20 protein-coding genes are annotated in these 25744 nt (G+C 51.6%); 19 read left to right on the top strand and 1 reads right to left on the bottom strand.

Translation table 11 applies throughout. The annotated features are described in order from the left end of the window. Positions 1–297: 297 nt before the first annotated feature. From F456_RS23430 to holA, 5 genes are all read left to right on the top strand, one after another. On the top strand, positions 298–987 hold the full coding sequence (locus F456_RS23430) for a ComEA family DNA-binding protein (protein WP_083923493.1): 690 nt from the start codon (positions 298–300) through the stop codon (positions 985–987). A gap of 10 nt (positions 988–997) precedes the next feature. Then, positions 998–3898 (top strand): ComEC/Rec2 family competence protein, encoded by a 2901-nt coding sequence (locus F456_RS0104165; RefSeq protein WP_018975748.1) that lies wholly within the window; start codon positions 998–1000, stop codon positions 3896–3898. Between the two features lie 434 nt (positions 3899–4332). Further along, positions 4333–4878 (top strand): RNA polymerase sigma factor, encoded by a 546-nt coding sequence (locus F456_RS0104160; RefSeq protein WP_018975747.1) that lies wholly within the window; start codon positions 4333–4335, stop codon positions 4876–4878. Next, on the top strand, positions 4879–6315 hold the full coding sequence (locus tag F456_RS0104155) for an anti-sigma factor family protein (RefSeq protein ID WP_018975746.1): 1437 nt from the start codon (positions 4879–4881) through the stop codon (positions 6313–6315). A gap of 234 nt (positions 6316–6549) precedes the next feature. Further along, a complete protein-coding gene (gene holA, locus F456_RS0104150) occupies positions 6550–7569 on the top strand; it encodes a DNA polymerase III subunit delta (protein WP_018975745.1) in 1020 nt (339 codons plus the stop codon). Positions 7570–7775: 206 nt separating this feature from the next. On the opposite strand, the gene rpsT is transcribed toward holA, so the two are convergent. Then, positions 7776–8051, bottom strand: a complete 276-nt coding sequence (rpsT, locus tag F456_RS0104145) for a 30S ribosomal protein S20 (RefSeq protein ID WP_018975744.1) — start codon at positions 8049–8051, stop codon at positions 7776–7778. A gap of 326 nt (positions 8052–8377) precedes the next feature. Between rpsT and lepA the strand changes: the two genes are divergently transcribed. From lepA to F456_RS0104065, 14 genes are all read left to right on the top strand, one after another. Beyond that, positions 8378–10192, top strand: coding sequence for a translation elongation factor 4 (gene lepA / locus F456_RS0104140; RefSeq protein ID WP_018975743.1), 1815 nt, complete (start codon positions 8378–8380; stop codon positions 10190–10192). 896 nt (positions 10193–11088) lie between these two features. Continuing rightward, positions 11089–12276, top strand: coding sequence for a radical SAM family heme chaperone HemW (gene hemW / locus F456_RS0104130; protein ID WP_018975741.1), 1188 nt, complete (start codon positions 11089–11091; stop codon positions 12274–12276). A 426-nt stretch (positions 12277–12702) separates the two neighbouring features. Beyond that, positions 12703–13173, top strand: a complete 471-nt coding sequence (locus tag F456_RS0104125) for an N-acetyltransferase (protein ID WP_018975740.1) — start codon at positions 12703–12705, stop codon at positions 13171–13173. A gap of 134 nt (positions 13174–13307) precedes the next feature. Further along, the gene (gene hrcA, locus F456_RS0104120; RefSeq protein ID WP_018975739.1) at positions 13308–14336 is read left to right on the top strand and encodes a heat-inducible transcriptional repressor HrcA; all 1029 of its coding nucleotides are present in this window, start codon (positions 13308–13310) and stop codon (positions 14334–14336) included. A 161-nt stretch (positions 14337–14497) separates the two neighbouring features. Continuing rightward, positions 14498–15094 (top strand): nucleotide exchange factor GrpE, encoded by a 597-nt coding sequence (gene grpE / locus F456_RS0104115; RefSeq protein ID WP_018975738.1) that lies wholly within the window; start codon positions 14498–14500, stop codon positions 15092–15094. Positions 15095–15231: 137 nt separating this feature from the next. Beyond that, entirely contained in the window at positions 15232–17073 is a 1842-nt protein-coding gene (dnaK, locus tag F456_RS0104110; protein ID WP_018975737.1) for a molecular chaperone DnaK, read from the top strand. Between the two features lie 188 nt (positions 17074–17261). Further along, positions 17262–18389 (top strand): molecular chaperone DnaJ, encoded by a 1128-nt coding sequence (gene dnaJ, locus F456_RS0104105; RefSeq protein WP_018975736.1) that lies wholly within the window; start codon positions 17262–17264, stop codon positions 18387–18389. 614 nt (positions 18390–19003) lie between these two features. Next, complete coding sequence (locus tag F456_RS0104095) at positions 19004–19462, top strand: MarR family winged helix-turn-helix transcriptional regulator (protein ID WP_018975734.1); 459 nt, start codon at positions 19004–19006, stop codon at positions 19460–19462. Further along, positions 19443–20975, top strand: a complete 1533-nt coding sequence (locus tag F456_RS0104090; RefSeq protein WP_018975733.1) for a DHA2 family efflux MFS transporter permease subunit — start codon at positions 19443–19445, stop codon at positions 20973–20975. Before F456_RS0104095 ends, F456_RS0104090 begins: the two co-directional genes overlap by 20 nt. A 229-nt stretch (positions 20976–21204) precedes the next feature. After that, a complete protein-coding gene (gene prmA / locus F456_RS0104085) occupies positions 21205–22182 on the top strand; it encodes a 50S ribosomal protein L11 methyltransferase (RefSeq protein WP_018975732.1) in 978 nt (325 codons plus the stop codon). Further along, positions 22183–22854, top strand: coding sequence for a site-2 protease family protein (locus F456_RS0104080; RefSeq protein WP_018975731.1), 672 nt, complete (start codon positions 22183–22185; stop codon positions 22852–22854). 196 nt (positions 22855–23050) lie between these two features. Next, positions 23051–23812, top strand: coding sequence for an RsmE family RNA methyltransferase (locus tag F456_RS0104075; protein ID WP_018975730.1), 762 nt, complete (start codon positions 23051–23053; stop codon positions 23810–23812). 2 nt (positions 23813–23814) lie between these two features. After that, positions 23815–25158 carry a tRNA (N(6)-L-threonylcarbamoyladenosine(37)-C(2))-methylthiotransferase MtaB gene (gene mtaB, locus F456_RS0104070; RefSeq protein WP_018975729.1) on the top strand — a complete coding sequence of 448 codons (1344 nt, stop codon included), beginning with the start codon at positions 23815–23817 and terminating at the stop codon, positions 25156–25158. Between the two features lie 134 nt (positions 25159–25292). Then, complete coding sequence (locus tag F456_RS0104065) at positions 25293–25715, top strand: NUDIX hydrolase (protein WP_018975728.1); 423 nt, start codon at positions 25293–25295, stop codon at positions 25713–25715. Positions 25716–25744: the final 29 nt, after the last annotated feature.

Below are 25744 nucleotides of genomic sequence, written 5' to 3'. Positions count from 1 at the left end.
TATCGGATGAACCAGTCGACGGCATGCGAAGCACGCAAAGCCGTCAACTAGGGGAATACACGGGAAGCACTGCCTCTCGTCCCTAGCGATTTATACGCTAGGGACGAGAGGCTTTTTGGCTTTTCGCGCAGCGCTCAGGAGTTGCGACGGCCGATGAATGCAGACAAGGCAGAGCTCACGCGGAGAAAAGAGATTGACAACGCTGTTCCCCGCCCGCACAAGGAGCGCCCCGACGAAGCGCCGCCGGAACCGAACGCGGAATTTAGGAAATTGAATTTCATTCGGGAGGCAGAGAACATGAAAAAGGAATGGTTATGGGCGGCCTGCATGTCGGCCGTACTGGGAGCGGGTGTGCTTGTAATCGCAGGAGGTGAAGAAGCAGAAGGGCTTCCTTGGGAATCGCTGAATGAGCGGATTGAGCATGCACTGGCCATTCAGGAAGGAACGGATGAAGAGGTTGAAGCTGCAGAGGCTTCGCAGAAGGATGGAGCGGCAGACTATGCAGACGGTAAATCCGGCGCAGAAGCTGGACAAAAGGATGGGGTCACTCAAAAGATAGATGAGGCTGCTCTCAAAAAAGAACAGGTTAATCAAAAAAACGACGCAGTAAAAAGCGGGACCATCAAAGAGCCGCCTGGCAGCGAGGCTCAAGCGGCAAGCCCGACTGCTCCGGGTCCGAATACAGCTGCTGCGGTAACGGCTGCGAATGCGAAAGGCGACATTTATCAACCGGTCGAAGGCGTGGAAGCAGCAGCCCAAAATACGACAGCCCAAAATACGAGAACGGTCGATGACGGCAAAATCCATATCAATTCCGCCAATATTCAGCAGTTGATGGATCTTCCGGGAATCGGCGAGAAAAAGGCACAGGCTATCGTCGATTACCGCACGCAGAACGGTTCTTTTCGCGACGTAACCGAGATCGTTAAAGTGAAAGGCATCGGCCCCAAAATGTTGGAGAAGATGCTGCCGGATCTGGCCCTGTAGGAGAGAAGACATGAATCGACGACCTTTGGTTGTATTTACGGTCTGCTGGCTGGCAGGAACGGCTGCGGCTCATTTGTACGGCGGCCTGCAGTTAACCGCTGTACTGGCCGGTTTAACGTTTATATGGTTTGCTGCAGCGGCGTTCGCACAGCTGCCGTTAAAAAGGCTGTTGATCTTTGGTTTGGCGCTGTGGCTGGCAGCCGGTTACGGCACGTTCCGTGATATCCGCAGCTTGTCCATACTGCCGGAAGTGCTCGGCGTGCAGGAAGAAGGCGGCTACCCTGGTGTTCGTCTGGAAGGCAAGATGGCGGGTCCCGCGAAAATCGATGGCGATCTGGCGATGTTCGAAATGGATCTTGAGCGGGTGTTCGATCGGATGGGGACTCAAAGCTCACAAAAGACTGAAGCAGACGAAGAAAATTTACGGAGTGCAGCAGTCGGAGCCGACGGAACAAGTCGGACTGATATACCGGGAAATCATGATAATAATGAGTCCATTACGCTGCGGCGATCGGAAAAGATCATTGTGCGTGTTAAACTGGCAGCCGAGGAAGAACAGGATGTCGCCACTTCATGGAAAAGAGGCGACCGACTGATCGTTTCGGCCGATCTGGAGCTTCCGGCGGAAGCTCGCAATTTCGGTGCTTTTGATTACCGCAGCTATTTGCGGGAGAAGCGAATTTATTGGATAGCAAAAGCCGGAGGCGCGTCCAGTGTGGAGACGGCCGATCACGCAGAAGACAAATTTCTGCTGCTGCGGCATCGGGATGACTTGCGCGAATTTCTTGCGGACAAATTATCGGAGCTGTATCCCGGCGTAGGAGCCGGTTACATGCAGGGACTGCTGTTAGGGCTGAGGGATGGTCTGGACCCTGACACCTACCAAAACTTCGTGAGACTTGGAATGACGCATGTACTGGCCATTTCCGGTATGCACGTAGGGCTGTATGTGGGAGCCGTGCTTCTACTGCTTCGCCGGACTGGCGTTACCAAGGAATCGTCGTTAATTGCGGCGCTATGCGCTATTCCGCCGTATGTACTGCTGACCGGAGCGTCGCCGTCCGCTGTTCGTGCCGGGCTGATGAGCATGATCGGGCTGTATGCGGCAAGGCGCGGGTGGCTAAAGGATGGGCTGCATATTTTATGCTTGGCCGCGCTGCTCATGCTGCTGTGGGAACCGTCTTATTTGACTGCAATCAGCTTCCAACTGTCGTTCGTCGTTACAGCAGGTATTATTCTCCTAGTCCGCCCCATGCAGCGGATTTTGTTCTTTTTGCCCAAGACGATTGCGGCTGCAGCGGCGATTTCGCTCGTTGCGGATCTTGTCTCTTTTCCGCTCGGCATTTATTACTTCAATCAGTATCCGCTGCTCGGGCTGGCCGCCAATTTGCTGCTTGTACCGCTGATCAGTCTGGTGTCGATCCCTTGCGGTGCCGTATCGCTGCTTCTAAGCACCTTTTGGATGCAGGGCGCCGAGTGGACGGCTTACCCGGTGCGGCTGATCAACGCCGCCGTATTCTGGTGCGCGGATGGCGGAGGCTCCATCCGCTGGGCACGCACAATCTGGGCGTCGCCGTCGCCCGGCTGGATCATGCTGTATGAGGCCGCCTTGTTCAGCGGCATATTTCTGCTCGCCGCGCTGCTCCGCGCGCGCCGGCCTGATCCGTCCGCCTTCGCCGAGGCGGACGTTCAAGGGCAGGTGGCGTCGCCCGGCTCCGCCGCCGCGCTTGGTCTCGGCGGCGACACGGTGCCGCTCGGATCGCATACGCGCGTGCCCCGGATGCGCGCGCACGCCGGCGGGCCCAGAGCAGGGGCCCGCCCCGGCCGCTTCGCGGCCTTCGCCGCGGCAGCATCGCATGCCGCGGCTTCTCTCGGCGGAGCGCCTTCGGGCGCTGCTCCGCCGAGGACGCACGCTGTGCGTTACGGCGGTCTGCCGGACAGCCGCCGTAATCGGTTAAGGCCGCTGTATGCCGCCGCGGCCTTCATTGTTCTGGGCGGCCTGCTTACCGCCGCCTATCAACCCCGCCCCAGCTCCGCAGGCCTTGTACAGATGCTGGATGTCGGGCAAGGGGATTCTATTCTGATTACGACGCCGGAGGGTCGCAATCTGCTTGTTGACGGGGGAGGGACGGTGAGATTCGAACGTCCGGGAGAAGAATGGCGCCGACGTCTTGATCCTTATGAAGTCGGCCGGGATGTGGTAGTGCCTTTGCTGAAAAAACGAGGCGTACAGCGTTTGGATGCCGTGATCTTGACGCACGGAGATCGTGATCATTACGGCGGTCTGCTTGCGGTGCTGGATGAAATTCCGACGGACCGCTTGATTATGAACGGTACACGCAGCGGCGGAGAAGATTTGGATCGGCTGTTAGCTTCGGCGTTGAAATTCGGGGCAGAAGTATATGCGCCTCGCGACGGAGACCTTTGGAATCCCGACGAACGGACAATATTGGAATTTTTGAATCCGTCAGGAACGTTTGCCGGTCTTCTGCCTCAATTGAAGGAGCAGAATGAATATTCGGTTGTGTTCCGAATGGAGATGAACGGGCATTCCTTCCTGTTTACCGGAGATATAGGAGAGAGTGCGGAACAGGACATTCTTTCCCGTCTGGATGAGCGCGGCGAAAGAGGCAGGGTCGAAGTGCTCAAGGTCGGGCACCATGGAAGCAAAGGTTCCTCGTCCGAAAGCTGGATTCGCCGCTGGTCACCCGCACTTTCCCTGATTTCAGTCGGCGCAAACAATACTTACGGACATCCCAGCGATACGGTGATCGAACGGCTGAACGACATTGGATCGGTTATCCACCGTACCGATCTTGATGGAGAAATTCAGGTTGAAGTTCCATTGGGCCAAGCGCTGCAGACCAGAACAAAGCTTGGCAAAGGAAAGAATGATATCGCTGCGGAATGAAAAAATCTCGATGGGTTTCTTCGTCTGCCTTATTAACGGATCAGCCTGCATTCTTTTTGTATACGCATATACCTGAATGTTCCGTCGTTTCCGGCTCTTCGGAAGCGGCGGATTTTTGTTCGGATCTGTATACGGTTTACAGAATAGGGTGGAAGGGTTTGTGGTGTGACAGAAACTTTCCGAACACTTCGATTGCAGTTAGCTTTCATAAAGCTTTTATTAAAGAGCAAAACCGTGTGATGACGGGTAAATGCGTTTCTGGTAGACTGATTGGAGATATGTAGAAAGCCGAGAAAAGCGGTGCTCTTCGGTTTCCATACCCATAGGGGAATTTCAAAACAATTGGGAACAACTTTTTTTTAAAAAATAGAAAAAGAACGCAACCTTTCAGAAAGAACTTTCGTCTGAAAAGGTGCAAGAGAGGGGGACCCTTAGTGGTCGAGCAGGAACTCATCAGAGCCGCTCAATCGGGCGATCGCGATGCTCTTATCACCCTATTGCGAGAGATCGAACCGGCCGTTTACAAGACGGCTTACTATACGTTGAATAATGAACAGGATGCGATGGACGCAGCTCAGGAAGCACTGATTCGTATTTATACAAAAATCGGTTCTTATGAAGAGAAAGCGCAGTTCAAGACCTGGGTGCAGCGTATCGTAACTAATATTTGTATAGACAAATTCAGACGTGTCAAACCAACGGTGTCAATCGAAGAGCATGAAATGGTTTTTGAGGGTCACGACAGTGTCGAAGGCGAAGTTATGCGTGCATATACCCGTGAAGACATTGATCGGGCGATCAATCTGCTGCCAGAGCATCACCGGACGGTCGTTATTCTTCGATATGTGCAGGATATGTCATACAACGAAATTTCCGGATGCCTCGATCTGCCCTTGAACACCGTCAAATCGTATTTGTTTAGAGCCAGGAGCCAGCTTCAGCAGCTGCTGCAAGATTATCAGAAAGGAGGTGCGCTGTAGATGAAACGCGAAGAAGCGCTGGAATATATGAACCGTTACCTGGACCATGACCTCAGCGAAGAAGAAACGGAAGCATTATTCCGTCATCTCGGCGACTCTCCGGAAGCGAGAGAAGATTTCGAATTCCTTAAGAGATTGTCGAATAAATTGGAGTCGATGCCTGACGTCATGCCGCCAATCAGCCTGGTCGATTCGATCCTGCCGCGTCTGGATGAACTCGATCCTATGATGCAACCCGAATTGCCGGAAGCAAAACCGGAAAAGCTGTCGGAAATGGAAAGCAGACGCATGTTCGGTGAAGAAACGCTTAAGCGTCGTCGAGCGTCCGAATTTTGGCGGTCAACTTTGGGTCGAGCGGTAGCCGGCACGACCGCAGCGGTTGCGGTATTGAGTATTTTTGTTGCTACTTATGAACCGAAGCAAATGCCTACTGCGGAAATGTCGTCGACCACCGCAGTTTCGGGAGCAACGGACGATACGCTTGTTCCGTCAGGCAGCGAGTCTGCCAAAGACAGCGTCGCTTCGGAAATCACTGATCCGAGCATGGAAGCAGAGCCGATTCGTCCCGAAACTCAGCCTGCTCCTACTGTCGAAGCGCCTGTTCCGGATCTAGAAACTCCGGATGGCGATTTGCCGCCGGCGGATGAAGAAAGTGCTCAAGCGGACAATGAAGGTGAATCAAATCCAACCGAATCCGCAGCTTCGGCAGTTCCTTCTCCCGATTCGCAGCCTTCCGAAGGTACTCCAGTTCCTTCAGAACAGCCTTCGAACAGAGCTTCCAACGAAGGAACGACGGGCGGTGCGGAAGAGAATTCGAATAACTCAAATAACTTGAATAACTCAAACAGCCCAAGCAGCGAATCGCCTGCAGGCTCGGCAAAAGATAAAGAAGCGGCCAATGAGCCCAGTGCGAATAATTCGGGAACCGTAGATAAAGCGGAGTCGGGTGTGACAGAAAAAAAGCAGGTTCCAAGCGACTCTAAGCCTAAAGCTGAGACGCCTGCACAGGATGGAAGCTCTGCCAAGGAAACGACTGGCGAAGAGCAGCAGTCCAAAGAGAATGCGAGCATTTCTTCGGTTGAAGAGAATGTGCCGGAAAGCAAGGAAGATGTCCCTGCAGCCGATAAAGAGAGTGAAAACAGGGTGGACGAAAATGAAGCGGCAGAGAACAATATTTCCAGTCTCGCTATTGCCGCTCCGGAATGGAATTCGCCGGACGGAACCTTGACAGTCACTTATTCCCGCAATGTATTGAAGCTGCTCAAAAGTGATCGTTCGTCGGAACTGGGCAGCCGCAAGGTAGAAGGGGATGTTGCCGGAGGCGTATGGTCTGCGGACGGAAAAACCTTTACGTACGACCTGATCAAAGCGGATGGAACGACTTCACGGGAAACGTGGAAGATTGAAGAAGCCGCACTGAAGCCAAACGGAAAATAAAAGGATGCATAATGGAGAGATTCTCCGATAGACTGGCCGGAACCGTTCCGGAATTCGCCGCAAGGACGAAGGAACGGAATACCGGGCAGTCTTTTTGTGTGCCTTTTTCGATATTTTTCGGTACAATGGTAACAGCGATGATACGCAGATGAGACAGCGGAACAGGCTGCTCGATTCAATAGGCCGGATTCGGGAAAGCTGCGGCCGGTAGAACGGAAAGAGGTATGAGGGATCATGGATTTGAAAACGGCAGTCAAGCAGGTAAAGGCGGGAGATATTTCGCCGCTGTATCTCTGCTACGGGACTGAAAAATACAGGATGAAGGAATTCGTTGCCATGCTGGAAAACGAATTGATTCCCGAAGATCAAAAGTCATTTGCGGTTGCACATTACGATTTAGCGGAAACCCCGATCGAACTGGTCGTCGAAGAAGCGGAAACGGCACCGTTCCTGGCGGAGCGAAAGCTCATTGTAGTGAGGGACAGCACGCTGTTTATGGCAGGCAAAGAATCGACAAAAGTCGAGCACCGGGTAGAGAAGCTGCTGGAGTACTTGGGTAATCCGGCGGATTACAGTGTACTGGTCTTTCTCGCTTATGCCGAGAAACTGGATGAACGCAAAAAGTTGGTTAAGTCGTTCAAAGCTTCGGCTTCAGTTATTCCTTTTACTCCGATGGGTGAAGGAGAACTGTCGGGTTGGGTAACCAAGCAGTTTGGGAAAAGTTCGGTGACCCTTTCTCAGGATGCGGCGGATATGCTGTTGAAACGGGCGGGAACGTCGCTGGGGACGTTGTCGGCAGAAATCGAGAAGTTGTCGCTATTTGCGGGGGCAGGAGGATCGGTCAGTGCTGACGATGTTGAAAAATTAGTAGCAATCGGAACGGAGCAGAGTGTGTTCGTGCTCATCGAACATATTGCCAATTTAAAGCTTCAACAGGCGCTTAACATCTTCTATGATTTGTTGAAGCAGCGCGAGGAGCCGATCAAGATTGTTTCGTTAATCGCGCGGCAGTTCCGGATTATGCTGCAGGTTAAGGAGATGTCCGGTCAAAATTACTCGCAGCAGCAGATCGCCGGGCAGCTTGGACTGCACCCTTACGCAGTCAAGATTGCGTCGGAACAGGCACGCCGTTTTGAGACGGCGCGTTTGCGTCGAATTCTAGCTTCGATTGCCAAGCTCGATCACGAGATCAAGACAGGCGCGGTCGACAAGGTGTTCGGGTTGGAGATGTTCCTGCTGAAGCTTGGCGCGTAAGAGCAGCGAACAGTCGGATAGAGTCGGCCGCGGGGCAATTGTGTCAAGGCGGCCGATCTATTAGGAAGACGAATATCATCGACAGCCCCGTATGTAAATGCGGATAAATTTTAAAATGGGTAACTTAAAAACCCCGATATCCTGTGGGATTCCGGGGTTTCATAAGCAGTATTATATGTTACTGTCATATCGCAAATGACGATTCCTTAAGCTTGTTCAGCTTTCAGGGCGTTCGCTTTTTTAGCGAGACGGGATTTTTTGCGCGCTGCCGCGTTTTTGTGGATCAGGCCTTTAGTTACGGCTTTATCCAGCTTCTGCGAAGCGTTCTTTACTGCAACTTGTGCATTTTCCACATCGTTGCTTTCCAGCGCTGTCGTAGCAGTTTTCACTGCACTGCGAAGTGCGGATTTTTGCGAAGCGTTAAGCGCACGACGTTTTTCGTTCGTCTTTACGCGTTTAATGGCGGATTTGATATTAGGCATTGCATTCACCTCCTGTAAAGCATATACGAAACATCGAAAGTTTCACAACTTAAAGTATCTTATCATGACAGGGCTAAAAAAGCAACCATTCCTTAATATTTTCGGTTTCAATTTTTGAAGAATTGCAGCTGATGATCGCTATACCTAACATATTCAAGACTAGTTGGCGAAATTCGGTAAGTGAATTGGTAAACAGAGAAACAAATATACAGCCAGGAAGGTCGTTTCAAGGCTGGATGGGATTGCTGGGATTATCCCCAACTGATATAATGAGTGAATTGATTAAGCTTGCAAAATCGAGTGTTAAATCGAGGCGGAGGTAAGGAATGACAGACATTGCAGCAAGACAGAAGAAAATAAGGAACTTTTCCATTATAGCGCATATCGACCACGGTAAGTCGACGCTTGCCGATCGGATTCTCGAATATACGGGTGCTCTGACTTCCCGCGAGATGCAGGAACAGGTACTCGATCAGATGGAGCTCGAACGCGAGCGGGGAATCACAATCAAATTGCAGGCCGTTCGGTTGACGTACAAAGCCGATGACGGTGAGGAATATCTGCTGAACTTGATCGATACTCCGGGACACGTCGACTTCACTTATGAAGTTTCGCGTTCGCTGGCTGCATGCGAAGGCGCACTGCTGGTTGTTGACGCCGCGCAGGGTATTGAAGCACAGACATTAGCGAATGTGTATCTGGCGCTCGACAACAATCTGGAAATTTTGCCAGTCATCAACAAGATCGATCTGCCGAGCGCCGAGCCGGACCGCGTCAAGCAGGAAGTCGAGGACGTGATTGGACTGGATGCGAGCGACGCCGTTCTGGCTTCTGCCAAAGCAGGTATCGGCATCAAGGAAATCTTGGAACAGGTCGTTCAAAAAGTACCAGCGCCTACCGGCGATCCGGAAGAACCGCTCAAAGCTCTGATTTTCGACTCCCATTACGATCCTTATAAAGGCGTTATCGTCTATATCCGTGTACTGGACGGCAAGATCAGATCGGGCTCGAAGATCAAGATGATGGCTACGGGAAAAATGTTCGATGTTATCGAAGTCGGTGCTTTTATGCCGCGTATGACTATGGTGGACGAGTTGAACGTAGGCGACGTAGGCTTTGTAGTCGCAGGTATGAAGTCCGTTGGTGATACACAAGTCGGCGACACGATTACCGATGCCAAAAATCCGACAGCCGAACCGATGCCGGGTTACCGGAAAATCAATCCGATGGTATTCTGCGGGCTTTATCCGATCGAATCTTCGGATTATAACGATCTGCGCGAAGCACTCGAAAAACTGCAGTTAAACGATGCTTCCCTGACATTCGAGCCGGAAACGTCCAGCGCGCTGGGCTTCGGCTTCCGCTGCGGATTCCTCGGCCTGCTGCATATGGACGTTATTCAGGAGCGAATCGAACGCGAATTCGATATCGCACTGATCACGACTGCACCGAGCGTAGTCTATAAGATCGGTATGACGGATGGATCGGTCATTTCGATCGACAACCCGTCGCACTATCCGGAAGTAGGCCGGATCGATTATGTCGAAGAGCCTTATGTTAAGGCAGCTGTTATCGTCCCGAACGATTTCGTCGGAACGGTCATGGAGCTGTGCCAGAACAAACGCGGCGAATTCGTCAATATGGAATATCTGGATACAACCCGCGTTACGCTGACATATCAGATTCCGCTGTCCGAGATCGTTTACGATTTCTTCGATCAGTTGAAATCCGGTACAAAAGGCTACGCTTCGTTCGACTATGAAGTATCCGGATACCGCAAATCCAATCTGGTTAAAATGGATATTCTGCTTAACGGTGAACAGGTGGATGCCTTGTCGTTTATCGTACACAGAGACCGTGGTTACCAGCGTGGTCGCATCATTTGTGCGAAGCTTCGCGAATTGATTCCTCGGCAGATGTTCGAAGTGCCGATTCAGGCGTCGATCGGAACGAAAGTTGTTGCACGGGAGACCGTTAAGGCGATGCGTAAAAACGTCTTGGCCAAGTGCTACGGCGGCGACATCTCGCGTAAGCGTAAGCTGCTTGAGAAGCAGAAAGAAGGCAAAAAGCGGATGAAGCAGGTCGGTAACGTCGAAGTGCCGCAGGAAGCATTTATGGCGGTATTGAAGCTGGACGAATAGGCTTCTTTTCGGAGACGCCGGCGGTTCGTATGCGGGGAGTGTGCCTCGGTCGGGGGCGAAAAGGGTTCGAGCTCAGCCGCCGTTGGAATCGGGAAATTTGATTGAAAGTTTGATAAGGTGGATTTCCCGATTTCCGAATGCGGCCGCTCCGCTCTTCGCTTCGTCCCCTTTTCCCTTCCCGGAGTGCACGTCCGCATACGCCGGGCTGGTCCTCCAAGCCTATTCTTCCGGCTTTTGGGGGGAGTAGGGAAGCGTAAAAGCGTAAAAGCAAAGAAGGGGATGCGGCCTTTATAATAGGCCTGTCCCCTTGAAGTTGAAACCTTGTTCTCTTTAGGGATAAAAGCTTGTTTCCATTGGAATAGAACGTTGTGCCCGTTAGAGATAACACCTTGTTTGTGAAGACACGGATATGTTCAGAAGAACATGTTTGAGGCTCTGCTCTAAATTGTAACGAATATGGGAAGAACGATCATATTTGCTTTTGCTCTTGTTGAATTTATCGAAAAGGAAAGCCGGATTCCGGCTTTCCTTTTTGAAGATTTAGGGTCTTTTGCGATGAATCTGTTTCTATAACCTATTGCCCTTCTCGCGCGCCGTAGAAAAGCAGCCTAAAGCTCGGTTTTACGACCTTTTCATAATTAGACAAACCGATGTTTTCTTTTAAATCGCTTTTCACCGCCGCGCAGCAAGGCCATCTTTTTCACCCACTTTTACGCGCCTAGGTTAGCGGAAGGAGGAGGGAAACGGAGAAGCGGAGCGTTCGCATCTAAAATTGGATTTTAACCTTTGAGTCTTTCATATAATAAAAATCCGATTTTAGCGGCGATCGAAGTCTCCTTCTCTCGCAGCGCCTCTCAAAGCGTCCCCGGCGCCTCTTATATTAGGAGGCTTCACCCATGACTACAGAACTCAATCGGACCCCGGCCGCGCCGGAAGCCGTCTATATTCATATTCCGTTTTGCACGAATAAATGCTTTTACTGTGATTTCAACTCATATGTACTCAAAGATCAGCCGGTAATGGACTATCTGCGTGCGCTGGATCGGGAAATGGAGCAGACGGTTGCCATTACTCCACCTGGCGTCATCAAGACCATTTTCGTCGGCGGAGGGACGCCTACCGTTCTGAAGCCGGATGAGATGGAGTTTTTCCTGGCATCTGTACGCAAACATTTCCCGAATTGGTCCCCAGATATCGAATTTTCGATGGAAGCCAATCCTGGAACGACCGATCTCGACAAAATGAAAGTCATGAAAGACGGCGGCGTCAATCGGGTCAGCTTCGGTGTACAGGCTTTCCAGAACAGCTTGCTGGGCGAGATTGGACGCATTCACAATACGGACGACGTATATCGCTCGCTCGAAAATGCACGAAAGACCGGTTTGAACAATCTGTCGATCGACCTGATGTTCGGTCTACCGAATCAGACCGTCGAGATGTTGGATGAAAGTATTACGCGGGCGCTGGAGCTCGATCTGCCGCATTATTCTATTTACAGTCTTAAAGTAGAAGAAAATACGCTGTTCCATACACTGTTTAACAAAAACAAACTGCCGCTTCCAAACGAAGACGACGAACTGGCGATGTACAAGCTGCTGATGGACCGGATGCGGGGCGCAGGTTATAAACAATATGAGATCAGCAACTTCGCCAAACCGGGCAAAGAAAGCCGTCACAATATCACCTATTGGAAAAACGAAGATTATTACGGCTTCGGCGCAGGCGCACACGGATATGTTGGACGACAGCGTCATATTAACATCAAAGGCGTCAATCCATATAATGAAGCGGCGGCGAAAGGGCTGCCAAGACTTGAAGCGTTCGAAGTTCCGCGTGAAGAAGCGATGGAAGACTTCATGATGGTCGGCCTGCGTATGCTGGACGGTATGGAGAGCGGGCGTTTTCGCGAACAGTTCGGCGTAACCGTAGAAGAAATATTCGAGACTCCGCTTACAAAAATGATGAATTTGGGGCTGATCGAACGCCGCAGCGATATGGAAGGCTATAAGTTAAGCGAAAAAGGGATTTTGTTCGGGAACGACGTATTTGGCGAATTTATCGGATATTTGACGGTCGAAGCGTAAGGATCTGAGCAGCATCGTTTTTTCGGATACGGACTGATTTGAAACGAATAGATTTGAATTTGAACGGATCTGTTAAATACTTTGAATTTGACAAAGCCGTTAAATACAGTGGAATGAATAAAGTTTAATTAAAAAAGGACTGATGAAGACCGGCGAGAGCTGGTCTTTTTGTGCTGTTTACGGTAATTTCCCCGGAGCTCAATCGGCTGGAATTAAATGTTTACCCTGCTATCCTGCTGTTAATTATTCTACCCAGTGGGTAAAAGTCAGGGAAGTAGAAGCTTTATTTCGGATTGTAAAATTTTATATTTTCGCTGTGTAAAAGTATTGAAAAAGTATGCGTATTGATGTATATTTATCCAATCGAAAACTAATCCGGTGAATGATGCATATGCGTCATATAACGAACAGGGAGGTGAACGGCCGGTGCCCGCCGTTACCGTTGTATGCAGACAAGCGACTTTGGAAGATGTTGAACCTTTGTATCTCATGATTGAAGAATATGCCCGCAGGGCAATTATGCTTCCGCGTTCCAGAGAAGTACTACGGCGCCAAATCGACAATTTTGTCGTAGCGGAGGAAGATGGCAGGGTGATCGGCTGCGGCTCCTTATGTTTGCTGGGCCCGGATCTGGTAGAGATTCGCTCGCTCGGCATTATGGAAGGCAATCAGGGGAAAGGGGTCGGATCCAAGCTGGTTGATCGTTTGATTGAACTTGCGATCGAGCAGGGAATACCGAAGATTATAGCTTTGACTTACGAAGTTTCTTTTTTCGTGAAGAACGGCTTTACTGTTGTTCCTATGGACGTATTTCCGGAAAAAGTCTGGACCGACTGCATACATTGTCCCAAACGCGACCGCTGCGATGAAATCGCGGTCTTGAAAATCATCGGCTGAACAGCGCCAAACCGAACTTGACAATGTCGAGTCCGGTTTGGTATTTTTGTAGTAGAGTTTAGCACTCATTTGAATAGAGTGCTAACGGGACAGATTCCGATTGGCTCATATCGATCCGGACAGGAGGGGATCTCGTGTTAAGCGAACGTCAGAGCATGATTTTGAACGCTATTGTGGACGACTACATCCGTTGTGCCGAACCGGTCGGATCCCGCAGCATCTCCAAGAGAGGCGATGTGGCGTTCAGCCCGGCAACCATTCGCAACGAAATGGCGGATTTGGAAGAGCTGGGATTTCTGGAACAGCCGCATACGTCGGCGGGACGCATTCCTTCCAATAAAGGATACCGGTATTATGTCGATCATCTTGCGCCTCTCAAGCCATTGAAGGCGGAAGACCTCAAGCTGTTCAAGCAGCTCGCTGCCGAAAAGCTGAGCGCTGTGGAAGAAGTTATTCAGCACGCCGGAACGATCCTGGCTTCGATGACCAACTATACGTCGATCCTGCTCGGACCGGAGAAGTTCAATACTTCGCTGCGACATTTTCAACTGCTTCCGTTGAACGAGACGACGGCGGTTGCGATTATCGTTACCAGCACCGGCGAAGTGGAGAACAAGACGGTTTCGATTCCGCAGGGCGTATCCGCATCCGACATGGAGCAGATGGCCAACCTGCTTAACGCCAGACTGGCAGGTGTGCCGATGCATCGATTGAAGGCGCGGCTCTATTCGGAAATCGGACAAGAAATTCAGCGTCACGCCGAGCATTATGAGGAACTGATGAAGCTGCTCGACGACTCCCTAGCGAGAGGCAAAGACCCGAAAGTGTTCCTGAGCGGAACGACCAACATGTTGATTCAGCCGGAATTCAAGGACATCGGTAAATTGAAGACCGTGCTCGATCTGCTGGAGGAAACACCGACTTTAATGCGTTTGCTGAACTCCGAGCAGAGAGGGATTCAAGTACGGATCGGCAGCGAGAATGTACATCAGGCGTTTGCAAACTGCAGTCTGATTACAGCTACCTATTCGCTTGAAGGCGAAGCATTCGGTACAATCGGAATTCTTGGTCCGACAAGGATGGAATATGCTAAAGTTATCGGAACGCTCGACCTGCTGTCGCGTGCAATGAGTCGGGCACTTGCGGGACGTTACGGAGCTTGATGCCGTTTAACGTGTTTTGATCAAGAACAACAGTCGATCAACTCCTACAGCAATCCTTTTTCTTCAAGCCGCAAGGTTCCGTGTTTTTTCAGCGGGTAAAGACTAAGGAGACCGATGGTCTTCAAGTACCCGTTTGATCCATATAAGGAGGTGAATGCATCTTGAGTAAAGAGCAGTCGATGCAGACAGAAAACGAAACAGAAGTTATGGAAGAACAACAGGATGCACAAGCAGCCGAAGAAATGAAGCAGGACATCAATGCTGAGGTTGGCGCAGAGCAGGTTTCTCAGGAAAGTGCGGAACAGCTTCAAGAACGAGTTGCCGCACTGACAGCGCAGTCTGAGGACTACATGCAGCGTCTTGCCCGTTCACAGGCTGATTTCGATAACTTCCGCAAGCGGACCATTCGGGAAAAGGAAGAATTAGGGAAATACGCTTCATCCAAATTGATTTCCGAGCTGCTGCCGATCGTCGACAACTTCGGACGTGCGCTGGATACTCGTCCGGAAGTCGAGGGTTCTGAATCGTTTGTTAAGGGCGTAGAGATGATTTATCGCCAATTTGAGAACGTTCTTCAGGCTGAAGGCCTGACAGCAATGGAGACGGTTGGACAGCCGTTCAATCCGGAATTCCACCAGGCGGTTATGCAGGTAGAGAGCGACGAGCATGAAGAAGGTATCGTAGTCGAAGAGCTTCAAAAGGGCTACATGCTGAAAGACAAAGTGCTTCGTCCGGCGATGGTGAAAGTCAGCGGTTAAATCGGCGGGTTTGAAAACTCGCCCTAAACCGTTATGATAGAGCGTAGAGTCCATAAAGCAGGGACGAACGCACGTATGACAAACGCAAGTTAACTTTATTTTAAAATTAACCGTATCTTTTAAGGAGGATATTCACTGTGAGTAGAGTAATCGGTATCGACCTTGGCACGACCAACTCTTGCGTGGCTGTTATGGAGGGCGGCGAAGCCGTCGTTATTCCTAACCCGGAAGGCGCGCGCACGACCCCTTCGGTCGTAGGTTTCAAGAAAGACGGCGAGCGTATCGTCGGCGAAACGGCTAAACGCCAAGCCATCACGAACCCGGACCGTACGATCGCTTCGATCAAACGTCACATGGGCACGAATCACAAAGAAACGATCGAAGGCAAAGACTACACAGCGCAAGAAATTTCGGCAATGATTCTACAAAAGCTGAAATCCGATGCCGAAGCTTACCTGGGTCAACCGGTAACGCAGGCGGTTATCACCGTTCCGGCATACTTCAATGACGCTCAGCGTCAAGCGACGAAGGATGCGGGCAAAATCGCGGGCCTCGAAGTGCTGCGTATCGTCAACGAGCCTACGGCTGCGGCACTGGCTTACGGCCTGGAGAAATCGGAAGATCAAACGATCCTCGTTTATGACCTTGGCGGCGGTACATTCGACGTCTCGATCCTTGAACTGGGCGACGGCTTCTTTGAAGTTAAAGCAACAAGCGGCGACAACCACCTCGGCGGTGACGACTTCGACCAAGTCATCATCGACTACCTGGTAGCCGAATTCAAAAAAGAGCAGGGCGTAGACCTGAGCAAGGATAAAGCTGCTGTACAGCGTCTGAAAGACGCAGCCGAAAAAGCGAAAAAAGAATTGTCGGGTGTTATGACGACAACCATTTCGCTGCCGTTCATCACGATGGTCGACGGAGTGCCTCAGCACTTGGAAGTCAACCTGACCCGTGCCAAATTCGAAGAAATTTCCGCAGCACTCGTAGAGCGTACGCTTGCTCCGACTCGCCAGGCGATGAAAGACTCCGGTCTGTCGGCAAACGAGATCGACAAAGTCGTTTTGGTCGGCGGTTCGACTCGTATTCCGGCTGTGCAAGAAGCAATCAAAAAGCTGACTGGCAAAGATCCTCATAAAGGCGTTAACCCGGACGAAGTTGTCGCACTGGGAGCAGCCGTTCAAGCGGGTGTCCTGACGGGCGAAGTCAAAGACGTAGTCCTGCTGGACGTTACCCCTCTGTCCCTCGGTATCGAAACAGCGGGCGGAGTCTTCACAAAAATGATCGAACGCAATACAACAATTCCAACCAGCAAATCGCAGGTCTTCTCGACTTATGCCGACAATCAGCCTAGCGTTGAGATTCACGTTCTGCAGGGCGAGCGCGAAATGGCTGCCGGCAACAAAACGCTGGGACGCTTCACACTGGGAGATATCCCGCTTGCACCACGCGGCGTACCGCAAATCGAAGTTACTTTCGATATCGATGCGAACGGTATCGTTAACGTATCGGCAACCGACAAAGGCACAGGAAAGAGCCAGAAGATCACCATCACATCTTCGAGCGGCTTGAGCGACGCTGAAGTCGAACAGATGATGAAAGATGCCGAGCTGCACGCGGAAGAAGACAAGAAGCGCAAAGAACTGGTTGAGACGAAAAACAATGCGGATCAGCTTGTATACCAAGTCGATAAGACAATCAAGGATCTGGGCGACAAAGTCGACGCTTCCGAGATCGAAAAAGCAAATGCGGCGAAGGAAAAAGTTCAGAAGTCGCTGGAAAGCGACAATGTAGACGAGATCAAATCGGCTACGGAAGAACTGACAGAGATCATCCAGCAGCTGTCCGTGAAACTGTACGAGCAGGCTAACGCAGCAGGTGCTGAAGGCGGAGAACCGGAGGCCGGAGCATCTTCGGCTAATCGTGACAACGTCGTGGATGCCGATTATGAAGTTGTGGACGAAGACAAGAAAAACTAATCGCTGCCCACAGCGTTTAACATGAATAGAAAATGTGCCCGATTCCGCCTTCCGGCGGACGGGCCGGCTGGGGGAGGTCAGGCCGGGTCATCCCGGACCGGACTTCCCCTTTTCTTGGGTGAAGGGACGGCATACCGCCTTTCGTCCGGGCAAACGATTATTTAGCGTAAAGGAGTTGGAGTACAGCAATGGCGGACAAGCGCGATTATTACGAGGTGCTCGGCATCGAGAAAGGCGCGAGCGATCAGGATATCAAGTCGGCTTACCGCAAGCTGGCGCGCAAATATCATCCCGACGTCAACAAGGCGGATGATGCCGAAACGAAGTTCAAGGAAGTCAAAGAAGCTTACGACGTGCTGAGCGACGGACAGAAGCGGGCCCGTTACGATCAATACGGTCATCAGGACCCGACTCAAGGTTTCGGAGGCGCAGGCGACTTCGGCGGTGCCGGAGGCTTCAGCGATATCTTCGATATGTTCTTCGGCGGAGGCGGTGGAGGCAGAACACGCAATCCGAACGCGCCACAGCGGGGCAATGATCTGCAGTACACGATGACTTTGGAATTCAAGGAAGCAGTATTCGGTAAAGAGATGGATATTACCATTCCGCGTACCGAGAGCTGCGATACCTGTCATGGCAGCGGCGCTAAGCCAGGCACTCAACCAGAAGTCTGCTCGGTCTGCCACGGCAGCGGTCAGGAAGAAGTCGTGCAGAACACTCCGTTCGGTCGTATGGTTAACCGCAGAGCTTGTTCGAACTGTGCAGGCAGCGGCAAGATCATCAAAGACAAGTGCTCGACATGCAGCGGCAGCGGCCATGTGAAGAAACAGCGTAAAGTACACATTCGTATTCCTGCGGGTGTAGACGATGGTGCTCAACTGCGCATGACTGGTGAAGGAGACGGTGGTCTGCGAGGCGGTCCTTCGGGCGATCTGTATATCGTGATCCGCGTGAAGCAGGATGAATTCTTCGACCGCGAAGGCGACGATATCTTCTGCGAAGTGCCGTTGACGTTTGCTCAGGCAGCTCTTGGCGACGAAATCGAGATTCCGACGCTGACCGAGAAAGTGAAGCTGAAGATCCCGGCTGGCACTCAGACCGGTACTTATTTCCGACTGAGAGGCAAAGGCGTACCACGTCTGCGAGGTACTGGACAAGGCGACCAGCATGTCAAAGTCGTAGTCGTAACGCCGAGCAAGATCACCGACGAACAGAAAGAACTGCTGCGTCAATTCGCCGGCCTTAGCGGCGAACATACGCATGAGCATGAACAGTCTTTCTTCGACCGGATGAAGCGAGCTTTCCGCGGAGACTGATTTTTAAGTGAGTCACTGCAAGATCAGAAATTAATATCATTAGAGCTTAATATATTTGAGAAAAGAGCCGTTCCTAGGAACGGCTCTTTTTGCGATGTGTAGCAAATTATAAAGCTGTCCAGCTTCGAAGCTTAATCCTTTCACTTGCAGCCGGCAAAGCCGCTGCCCTCTGCCTTTCGCAGCCGGCAAAGCCGCTGCCCTCCGCTTTTCGCAGCCGGCAAAGCCGCTGCCCTCCGCTTTTCGCAGCCGGCAAAGCCGCTGCCCTCCGCTTTTCGCAGTCGGCGAAGCTGCTGCCTACCATACCCAGCCGAAGCTGCCGCAGGCAGGGAGCTTCGGCGCCCCTCCAGACGGCCTGATTATAGAGGCCGTCTGCCTCTCCCCCTTGGGGTGCAGGATTTTCAGAGCTGAGCGACTTTTGGCTTTCCTTCTACTCGCGGACTCAAACCGAGTCCCGAAAGGAAAACAACCTGAGCGAAGAACTGAAAATCCTGCACATTTTATATGTACATCTTGACACTATAAAAATATGCAGTATAATTATTCGTATACGAAATGTTTCTGTACAAACTTTTCGCAGAAGAACGTTTAAGTAGTAAGAAAGGACAGCGATACCGTTGGATACGAACCTAGAAATTGAACTGCATGAGATCGTTGATTCGTTCCGGGAAGTGAAACAGCTCTTTTTTCAAATGATGTCGGAAATATCGTGTCGATTCGGTGTGACGGGCATTCAGCTGATGACACTGAAGACGCTGCGAGACCGTCCTGAGATCGGGCTTGGAGAACTTGCGGAGCATATGCGGCTGGGAAGCAGTACGGTCAGCGGCGTAATCGACCGATTGGTCAAAGCGGAATTGGTCATTCGGGAACGGCCGGATCATAACAGGCGCGCGATTGTACTGAAACTGTCCCATAAGGGCGAAGAGGTACTGCAGGAAGCGAATTCTGCTTATCGGAAGTATTTGTCGGGTATTAAGGATTTAGATCCTGAAGAACTGCGAATTATGCTTGAAGCGCATCGCAAAATCATCAAAAAATTAGAAGAAGTGAGAGATGAAAACCACCATGAATAGAACTGCTGTACAAGATGTTCAAACCCTTAAGAAGGGACCGATCCTTCTTGCCCTGCTGCTAGGCGCTTTTGTGGCGCTGCTGAATCAAACGCTGCTCAATGTGGCGCTGCCGACGATGGCGAATGACCTTAATGTCGACACAACTGTTATTCAATGGCTGAGTACCGGCTTTATGCTCGTCAACGGCGTCATGGTTCCGGTAACGGCTTATCTGATGGCCCGCTTTACATCCAGAAATCTGTTTATCACGGCTATGAGTTTGTTCACGGCCGGTACAATTCTTTGCGCATTCAGTGATACGTTCGGTCTGCTGCTGGCTGGTCGTATGGTACAGGCATCGGGTGCCGGTATCTTAATGCCGCTGATGACTTTTACAATTTTGACCATTTTCCCGATCGAGAAACGTGGTTCCGCTATGGGACTTGTCGGCGTGGCCATGATTTTCGCTCCGGCGATCGGACCTACGCTGTCCGGCTGGATGGTCCAGCATTATGATTGGCATTACCTGTTCTATCTGATCCTGCCGTTTGGTGTTGTTTCGATCATTCTTGGCATTTTGTTCATGCGTAACGTAACCGAAACGTCGCGGCCTAAGCTTGATATCCTGGCCGTTATCTTATCGACCATCGGTTTTGGCGGCATTTTGTACGGTTTCAGCCAAGCGGGTTCGCAAGGCTGGAAGTCTGCCGAAGTGCTGTGGGCGTTGGGGATCGGCGCTGCGGCGCTGCTGTGGTTTGTCGTCCGCCAGCTCAGAAGCGATACGCCGATCTTGGAAATGCGAGTATTCAAGTATGACGTATTCTCGCTGACAACCGTCATTAACGTCATTGCTACGATGGCGCTGTTCTCCGGTATGATTCTGCTTCCATTGTATCTGCAGAATGTACGGGGCTTTACTCCGGTCCAATCCGGTCTGATGCTGCTGCCGGGTGCTATCTTAATGGGAATCATGTCCCCGATTACCGGTTATATTTTCGATAAGATCGGTGCACGCTGGCTGGCGGTAGCTGGTCTTGCGATTATGACTATTACGACCTACCAATTCAGTCAATTGAGTGTCACTACGACTTATGGACATTTGATCGCTGTTTATACGGTTCGTATGTTCGGCATGTCGTTGATGATGATGCCAATCCAGACAGCTGGTCTGAATCAGCTTCCGGCACGATTGAACGGACACGGTACGGCGATGTCGAACACGCTTCGTACAATCGCCGGTGCGCTCGGCACGGCACTGCTCGTATCGATTATGTCCAATAAAGTAGCCGAAGTCTTACCGCAGCTGGTCGTCAGTATGGGAGCTGATCCGCAGAATGCCGCTCAAATGCTCGCTGTCAGACATGAAGCGATGGTACAAGGCATCAATCATTCGTTCGTGGTCGCCACCTGGATGACTGCAGCCGCTTTTGTAATGGCCTTCTTTATCAAACACGTTATCGTCGAGCGTCAAGGAGTGCCTAACCAGAAAAAGGTGCATACAACAGCTTCAGAAAATGCGAATGCTAACGCCTAATGGTGGATAGAGAGTCCGGCTCGAAAACGGCGGCTCTCGGTGAATCGCAAAGCTATATAAGAAGCCCGTTCTCCATTAAAAGAGAGCGGGCTTTTTGCTGCATCGTTTTTATCATTTGAGTTTGCGGTAATCTTTCTCTTTTCCAGAAAAGTTAAGGGTTTTGTGCTGTACCTTCGTCTATAGTACAATGGAACGAGCGCAAAAGTTGAATATTGAGGAGCGATTAATCATGTTGTGGCACGAATTGACCATACATACGACCGAGGAAGCGGTGGAGGCGATCTCGAACTTTCTGCACGAAGCGGGAGCGGGCGGCGTCTCGATCGAAGAATCGGGCAATTTAAATAAAAAGAGAGAACGCCCATACGGCGAGTGGTTCGATCAGCCGTTGAACGATATTCCGGAAGGCCGGGCGGAGATCAAAGGTTACTTCTCCCAAGAGACGGACATCGAAACGGTGCTTGAGGAAGTGAAGAGCCGTACGGTGGAGCTGGCTACGTTCAATATCGACACGGGCAGCCCGACTTACGAAACAAGAGTCGTAGACGAAGAAGAGTGGGCAACCGCTTGGAAAGCCTACTACAAGCCGCTTAAAGTATCCGATACGCTGACGATCAAGCCGGTGTGGGAGGAGTATGAAGCATCCGAAGGCGAACACATTATTGAACTTGATCCGGGAATGGCATTCGGCACAGGTACCCATCCGACGACGGCTTTGTGTCTGCGGGCGCTTGAGAACATTGTCAAAGGCGGCGAAGACGTCATCGATGTTGGCACAGGTTCGGGCATTTTGTCCATTGGGGCGGTTAAGCTGGGTGCAAAAAGAGCACTGGCGTTGGATCTTGATCCTGTAGCCGTGATAAGTGCACGTGAAAATGTAGCATTGAACGGCCTGTCCGATGACATTACCGTAAAAGAAAGCGATCTGCTGTCGGTACTGCGTCCGGACAGTGAAGGAGCTTCAGCGGAGATCGGCGTCGAGCTTCCGGTACAAATTGTCGTCGCCAACATTTTGGCCGAAGTTATTCTCCTGTTCACAAACGACGTTTACGAAGCGCTGCGTCCGGGCGGTTTGTATCTGGCGTCGGGAATCTACAAGGACAAGGAACAGGCTGTGCATGACGGTCTCACGGCTGCGGGCCTGACGATTCGCCACGTGCACCGCGAGGAGGACTGGCTGGCATTCGTTGCGGAGAAGGTGCTGTAAATGGAGAATCTTCTCGCTTTCTCGTTTGAACAGCTGCCGTTCGTTCTATTAGTGCTGATTATCGCCTTCACTGTGCATGAGTTCGCGCATGCGTACTCAGCCTACAAATTCGGTGATCCTACAGCGAAGCTGCTGGGCCGCGTAACGCTGAATCCGGCTCGGCATATCGATGTACTGGGCATGCTGCTGATTCTGCTTGCCGGTTTCGGATGGGCGCGTCCTGTACCGGTCACTAGAGAAAATTTCAGCCGTCCGCGGTTGATGGGTATTATTGTCTCGGCGGTCGGACCGCTCAGCAACTTGTTAATCGCTTTTATCGGAGCCATGATTTATTATGTTTGCCTCCGCAATGGCGTGTTTATCGAAGCCAATTATTCGCGGGGCGTCGAGGCATTGGACATTTTCTTGTCGACGCTGGTGCAGCTTAACGTTTTGCTGTTCCTCTTCAATCTGATTCCGCTTCCGCCGCTGGACGGCTATCGGATCTTGGAAGATCTTGCTCCTCTTCCGCTGCGCAGAAAAATGCAGGCGATTGAACCGTATTCCATTTTCATTTTCCTGATTATCGTGTTTATTCCGCCGCTCAGACAAAATACGATCGGTCGGATCTACGATTGGATCGGCGATATTACAAATGCGTTCCTGCGCATTGCCCAGATGATTTTCGGATGATTGCCTAGTTAGTTGTCTGGCTGATTGCGAATAGGTCGGATTTTCAGAACCGGTTGCTCCCGTGCCGTGTTTTCCGTTTTTTGCTTCTGGAAAACATGCTGCAGGAAAACCGGTTTTTCGCCGTCTCCACTGGTCAGCGGGAAGCAAACCGTGTATGATGGAATTTGGTCAAAAACGGAAGAGAAGTGGATGAGAGATGCAGAGATATTTTGTGGAAAAAGAACAGTTCGAAGAAAACAAAGTCCGCATTCTCGGAGAGGATGCGCGTCATATCGGGCGTGTTATGCGCGGTCGTCCCGGCGACAAGATTATTGTCTGCGACGGAGCGGATCGTCTTGTGCTGGCTGAACTGGAGTCGGTCGAGACGGGCGAGGTTATTGCGGTGGCAGTCGAAGAGATCGCGGAGAAGAGCGAAGCCCGCTTCCGTGTGGATATCGCTCAAAGTCTGCCCAAGGGCGACAAGCTGGAAACGGTTATTCAGAAGTGCACGGAGATTGGCGCCAATGCTTTCGTTCCGTTCTTGTCGGAGCGTACAGTTGTCCAATACGATGCCAAGAAAGAAGAGAAACGTCTGCAGCGCTGGAGCAAAATTGCCAAGGAAGCGGCGGAGCAGAGTCATCGCAGCCGTATTCCTCAGGTGAGCCAACCGCTGACATACAAGCAGCTGCTGAAGACGTTCGGCAGTTACGACCTGGTTCTGTTTTGCTATGAAAAAGAAGACGGACTGCAGCTTCGGGACATTGTTCGCCCGTTTGCAGAGCAACGGCCGGACGGCGAAGCGAACGTACTGCTCGTCGTCGGTCCCGAAGGCGGATTTGCCGAGCGGGAAGCGGATGAAGCCGCCGCCGCCGGCGCGAAGATTGCCGGTCTCGGCAAACGCATCCTGAGAGCGGAGACGGCCGGCATGGCCGCTCTGTCCTGCATCCTGTACGAGTCCGGAGAAATGGGAGGAATTTAACAATGCCATCAGTCGCTTTTTATACGCTGGGCTGCAAAGTCAATTTCTACGATACGGAAGCCATCTGGCAGCTGTTCAAAAATGAAGGTTATGAACAGGTGGAATTCGAGCAGACTGCCGACGTTTATCTCATCAACACCTGCACGGTAACGAATACCGGCGATAAGAAAAGCCGTCAGATTATCCGCCGCGCCGTTCGTCGCAATCCGGATGCTATCGTCGCGGTGACGGGCTGTTACGCGCAGACGTCCGCGGCTGAAATCCTTGAAATTCCAGGCGTTGACCTGGTGATCGGTACGCAGGATCGCGAGAAGATTCTGCCGCTTGTAGACGAAATTCGAGCCAAGCGAGAGCCGATCAATGCCGTGCGCAATATCATGAAGACACGGACGTTCGAAGAACTGGACGTGCCGAGCTTCAATGGACATACTCGTGCGTTTCTGAAAATTCAGGAGGGCTGCAACAACTTCTGCACATTCTGCATCATTCCGTGGTCGCGCGGACTGTCGCGGAGCCGCGAGCCTCAGAGCGTGCTCAGTCAGGCTCGTCAATTGGTCGCATCCGGTTACAAGGAGATCGTGCTGACCGGCATTCATACCGGCGGTTACGGCGATGATCTGGAGAACTTCCGCTTGTCCGATCTGATGGAAGAGCTGGATAAGGTTGAAGGGCTCGAACGCATCCGTATCAGTTCGATCGAAGCCAGTCAGATCGACGACAAGATGCTCGAAGTGCTGAACCGCTCGACGAAAATGTGCCGTCACTTCCATATTCCGCTGCAGGCGGGTGATAATACGGTACTGAAAAGAATGCGCCGCAAGTACACCGTCGAAGAGTTCGCGGAAAAAATCGCGCGTATCCGTCAGGCAATGCCGGACGTGGCGATTACAACCGATGTTATCGTTGGATTCCCGGGCGAGACCGACGAAATGTACCGAAACGGCTACGCATTTATGCAGCAGATCGGTTTCTCCGAAATGCATGTATTCCCTTATTCCCAGCGGACCGGCACGCCGGCCGCGCGAATGGAAGATCAAGTGGATGAAGAGATCAAAAATGCGCGTGTACACGAATTGATCGAGCTGTCCAAACAGATGCAGCTGGAATATGCGCAGAAGTTTGTTGGTCAAGTTGTAGACGTTATTCCTGAAAAGAACGAAAAAGGGACTTATCCGCAGGGCTTTGTCGGCGGACACAGCGACAACTATTTGACCGTTGTGTTCGAAGGCTCGCAGGAACTGCAGGGCAAGCTCTGCCGAGTTAAGATCACCGAAGGAAACGCCGACGGATGTCGCGGCCAGCTGCTTCGCGTACTTGACGAGGCGCTTGCACCATCGGTATCCTGACCGACAGCACAAGCAGCAGATCGGCCTGGAGCCGAACAAGGTAAGATAGGGCAAGAGGGACTTCGCAGCAAGTGCGGAGTCCCTTTGCTTGCAGGATTGTAAAGCACGGACAAGGGGAGAAAACGGTGAGCAGAATGGAAATATCGGCGGGCGGAGTCGTCTACCGCAGAGACGGAGGACGGCTGAAAATCCAGCTGATCCAAGACCGTTATGGCAAAGTCTCGCTGGCCAAAGGCAAGCGCGAGCCGGGCGAGACGCCTCGGGAAGCGGCACTGCGTGAGATTCGCGAGGAGACTGGCATTGAAGGCCGGATTGTACAGCTCGTGGATATTATCCGCTATCAATATGAAAATGAGAAATACGGACTGGTCGACAAAGAAGTCCGTTACTATTTGGTCGAAGCGCTTGGCGGCGAACTGCGAGCGCAGCAGGAGGAGATCCGGGGAGTAGAATGGTTTTCACCGGAAGAAGCGTTGGTCCTGCACAAAAGATCGGGTTATGAAAACAATCATCCGATCTTAAGAACGGCACTGAAGATGCTTGGTTTGAAGCTGTAAGCTTCGGGTGTAGGCTGCAATTTTGAGGA

The organism is Saccharibacillus kuerlensis DSM 22868 (assembly GCF_000378145.1).
Taxonomy (GTDB): domain Bacteria; phylum Bacillota; class Bacilli; order Paenibacillales; family Paenibacillaceae; genus Saccharibacillus; species Saccharibacillus kuerlensis.
The sequence above is the reverse complement of the archived record's forward strand: the minus strand, read 5'-3'. Positions and strand labels throughout refer to the sequence as shown.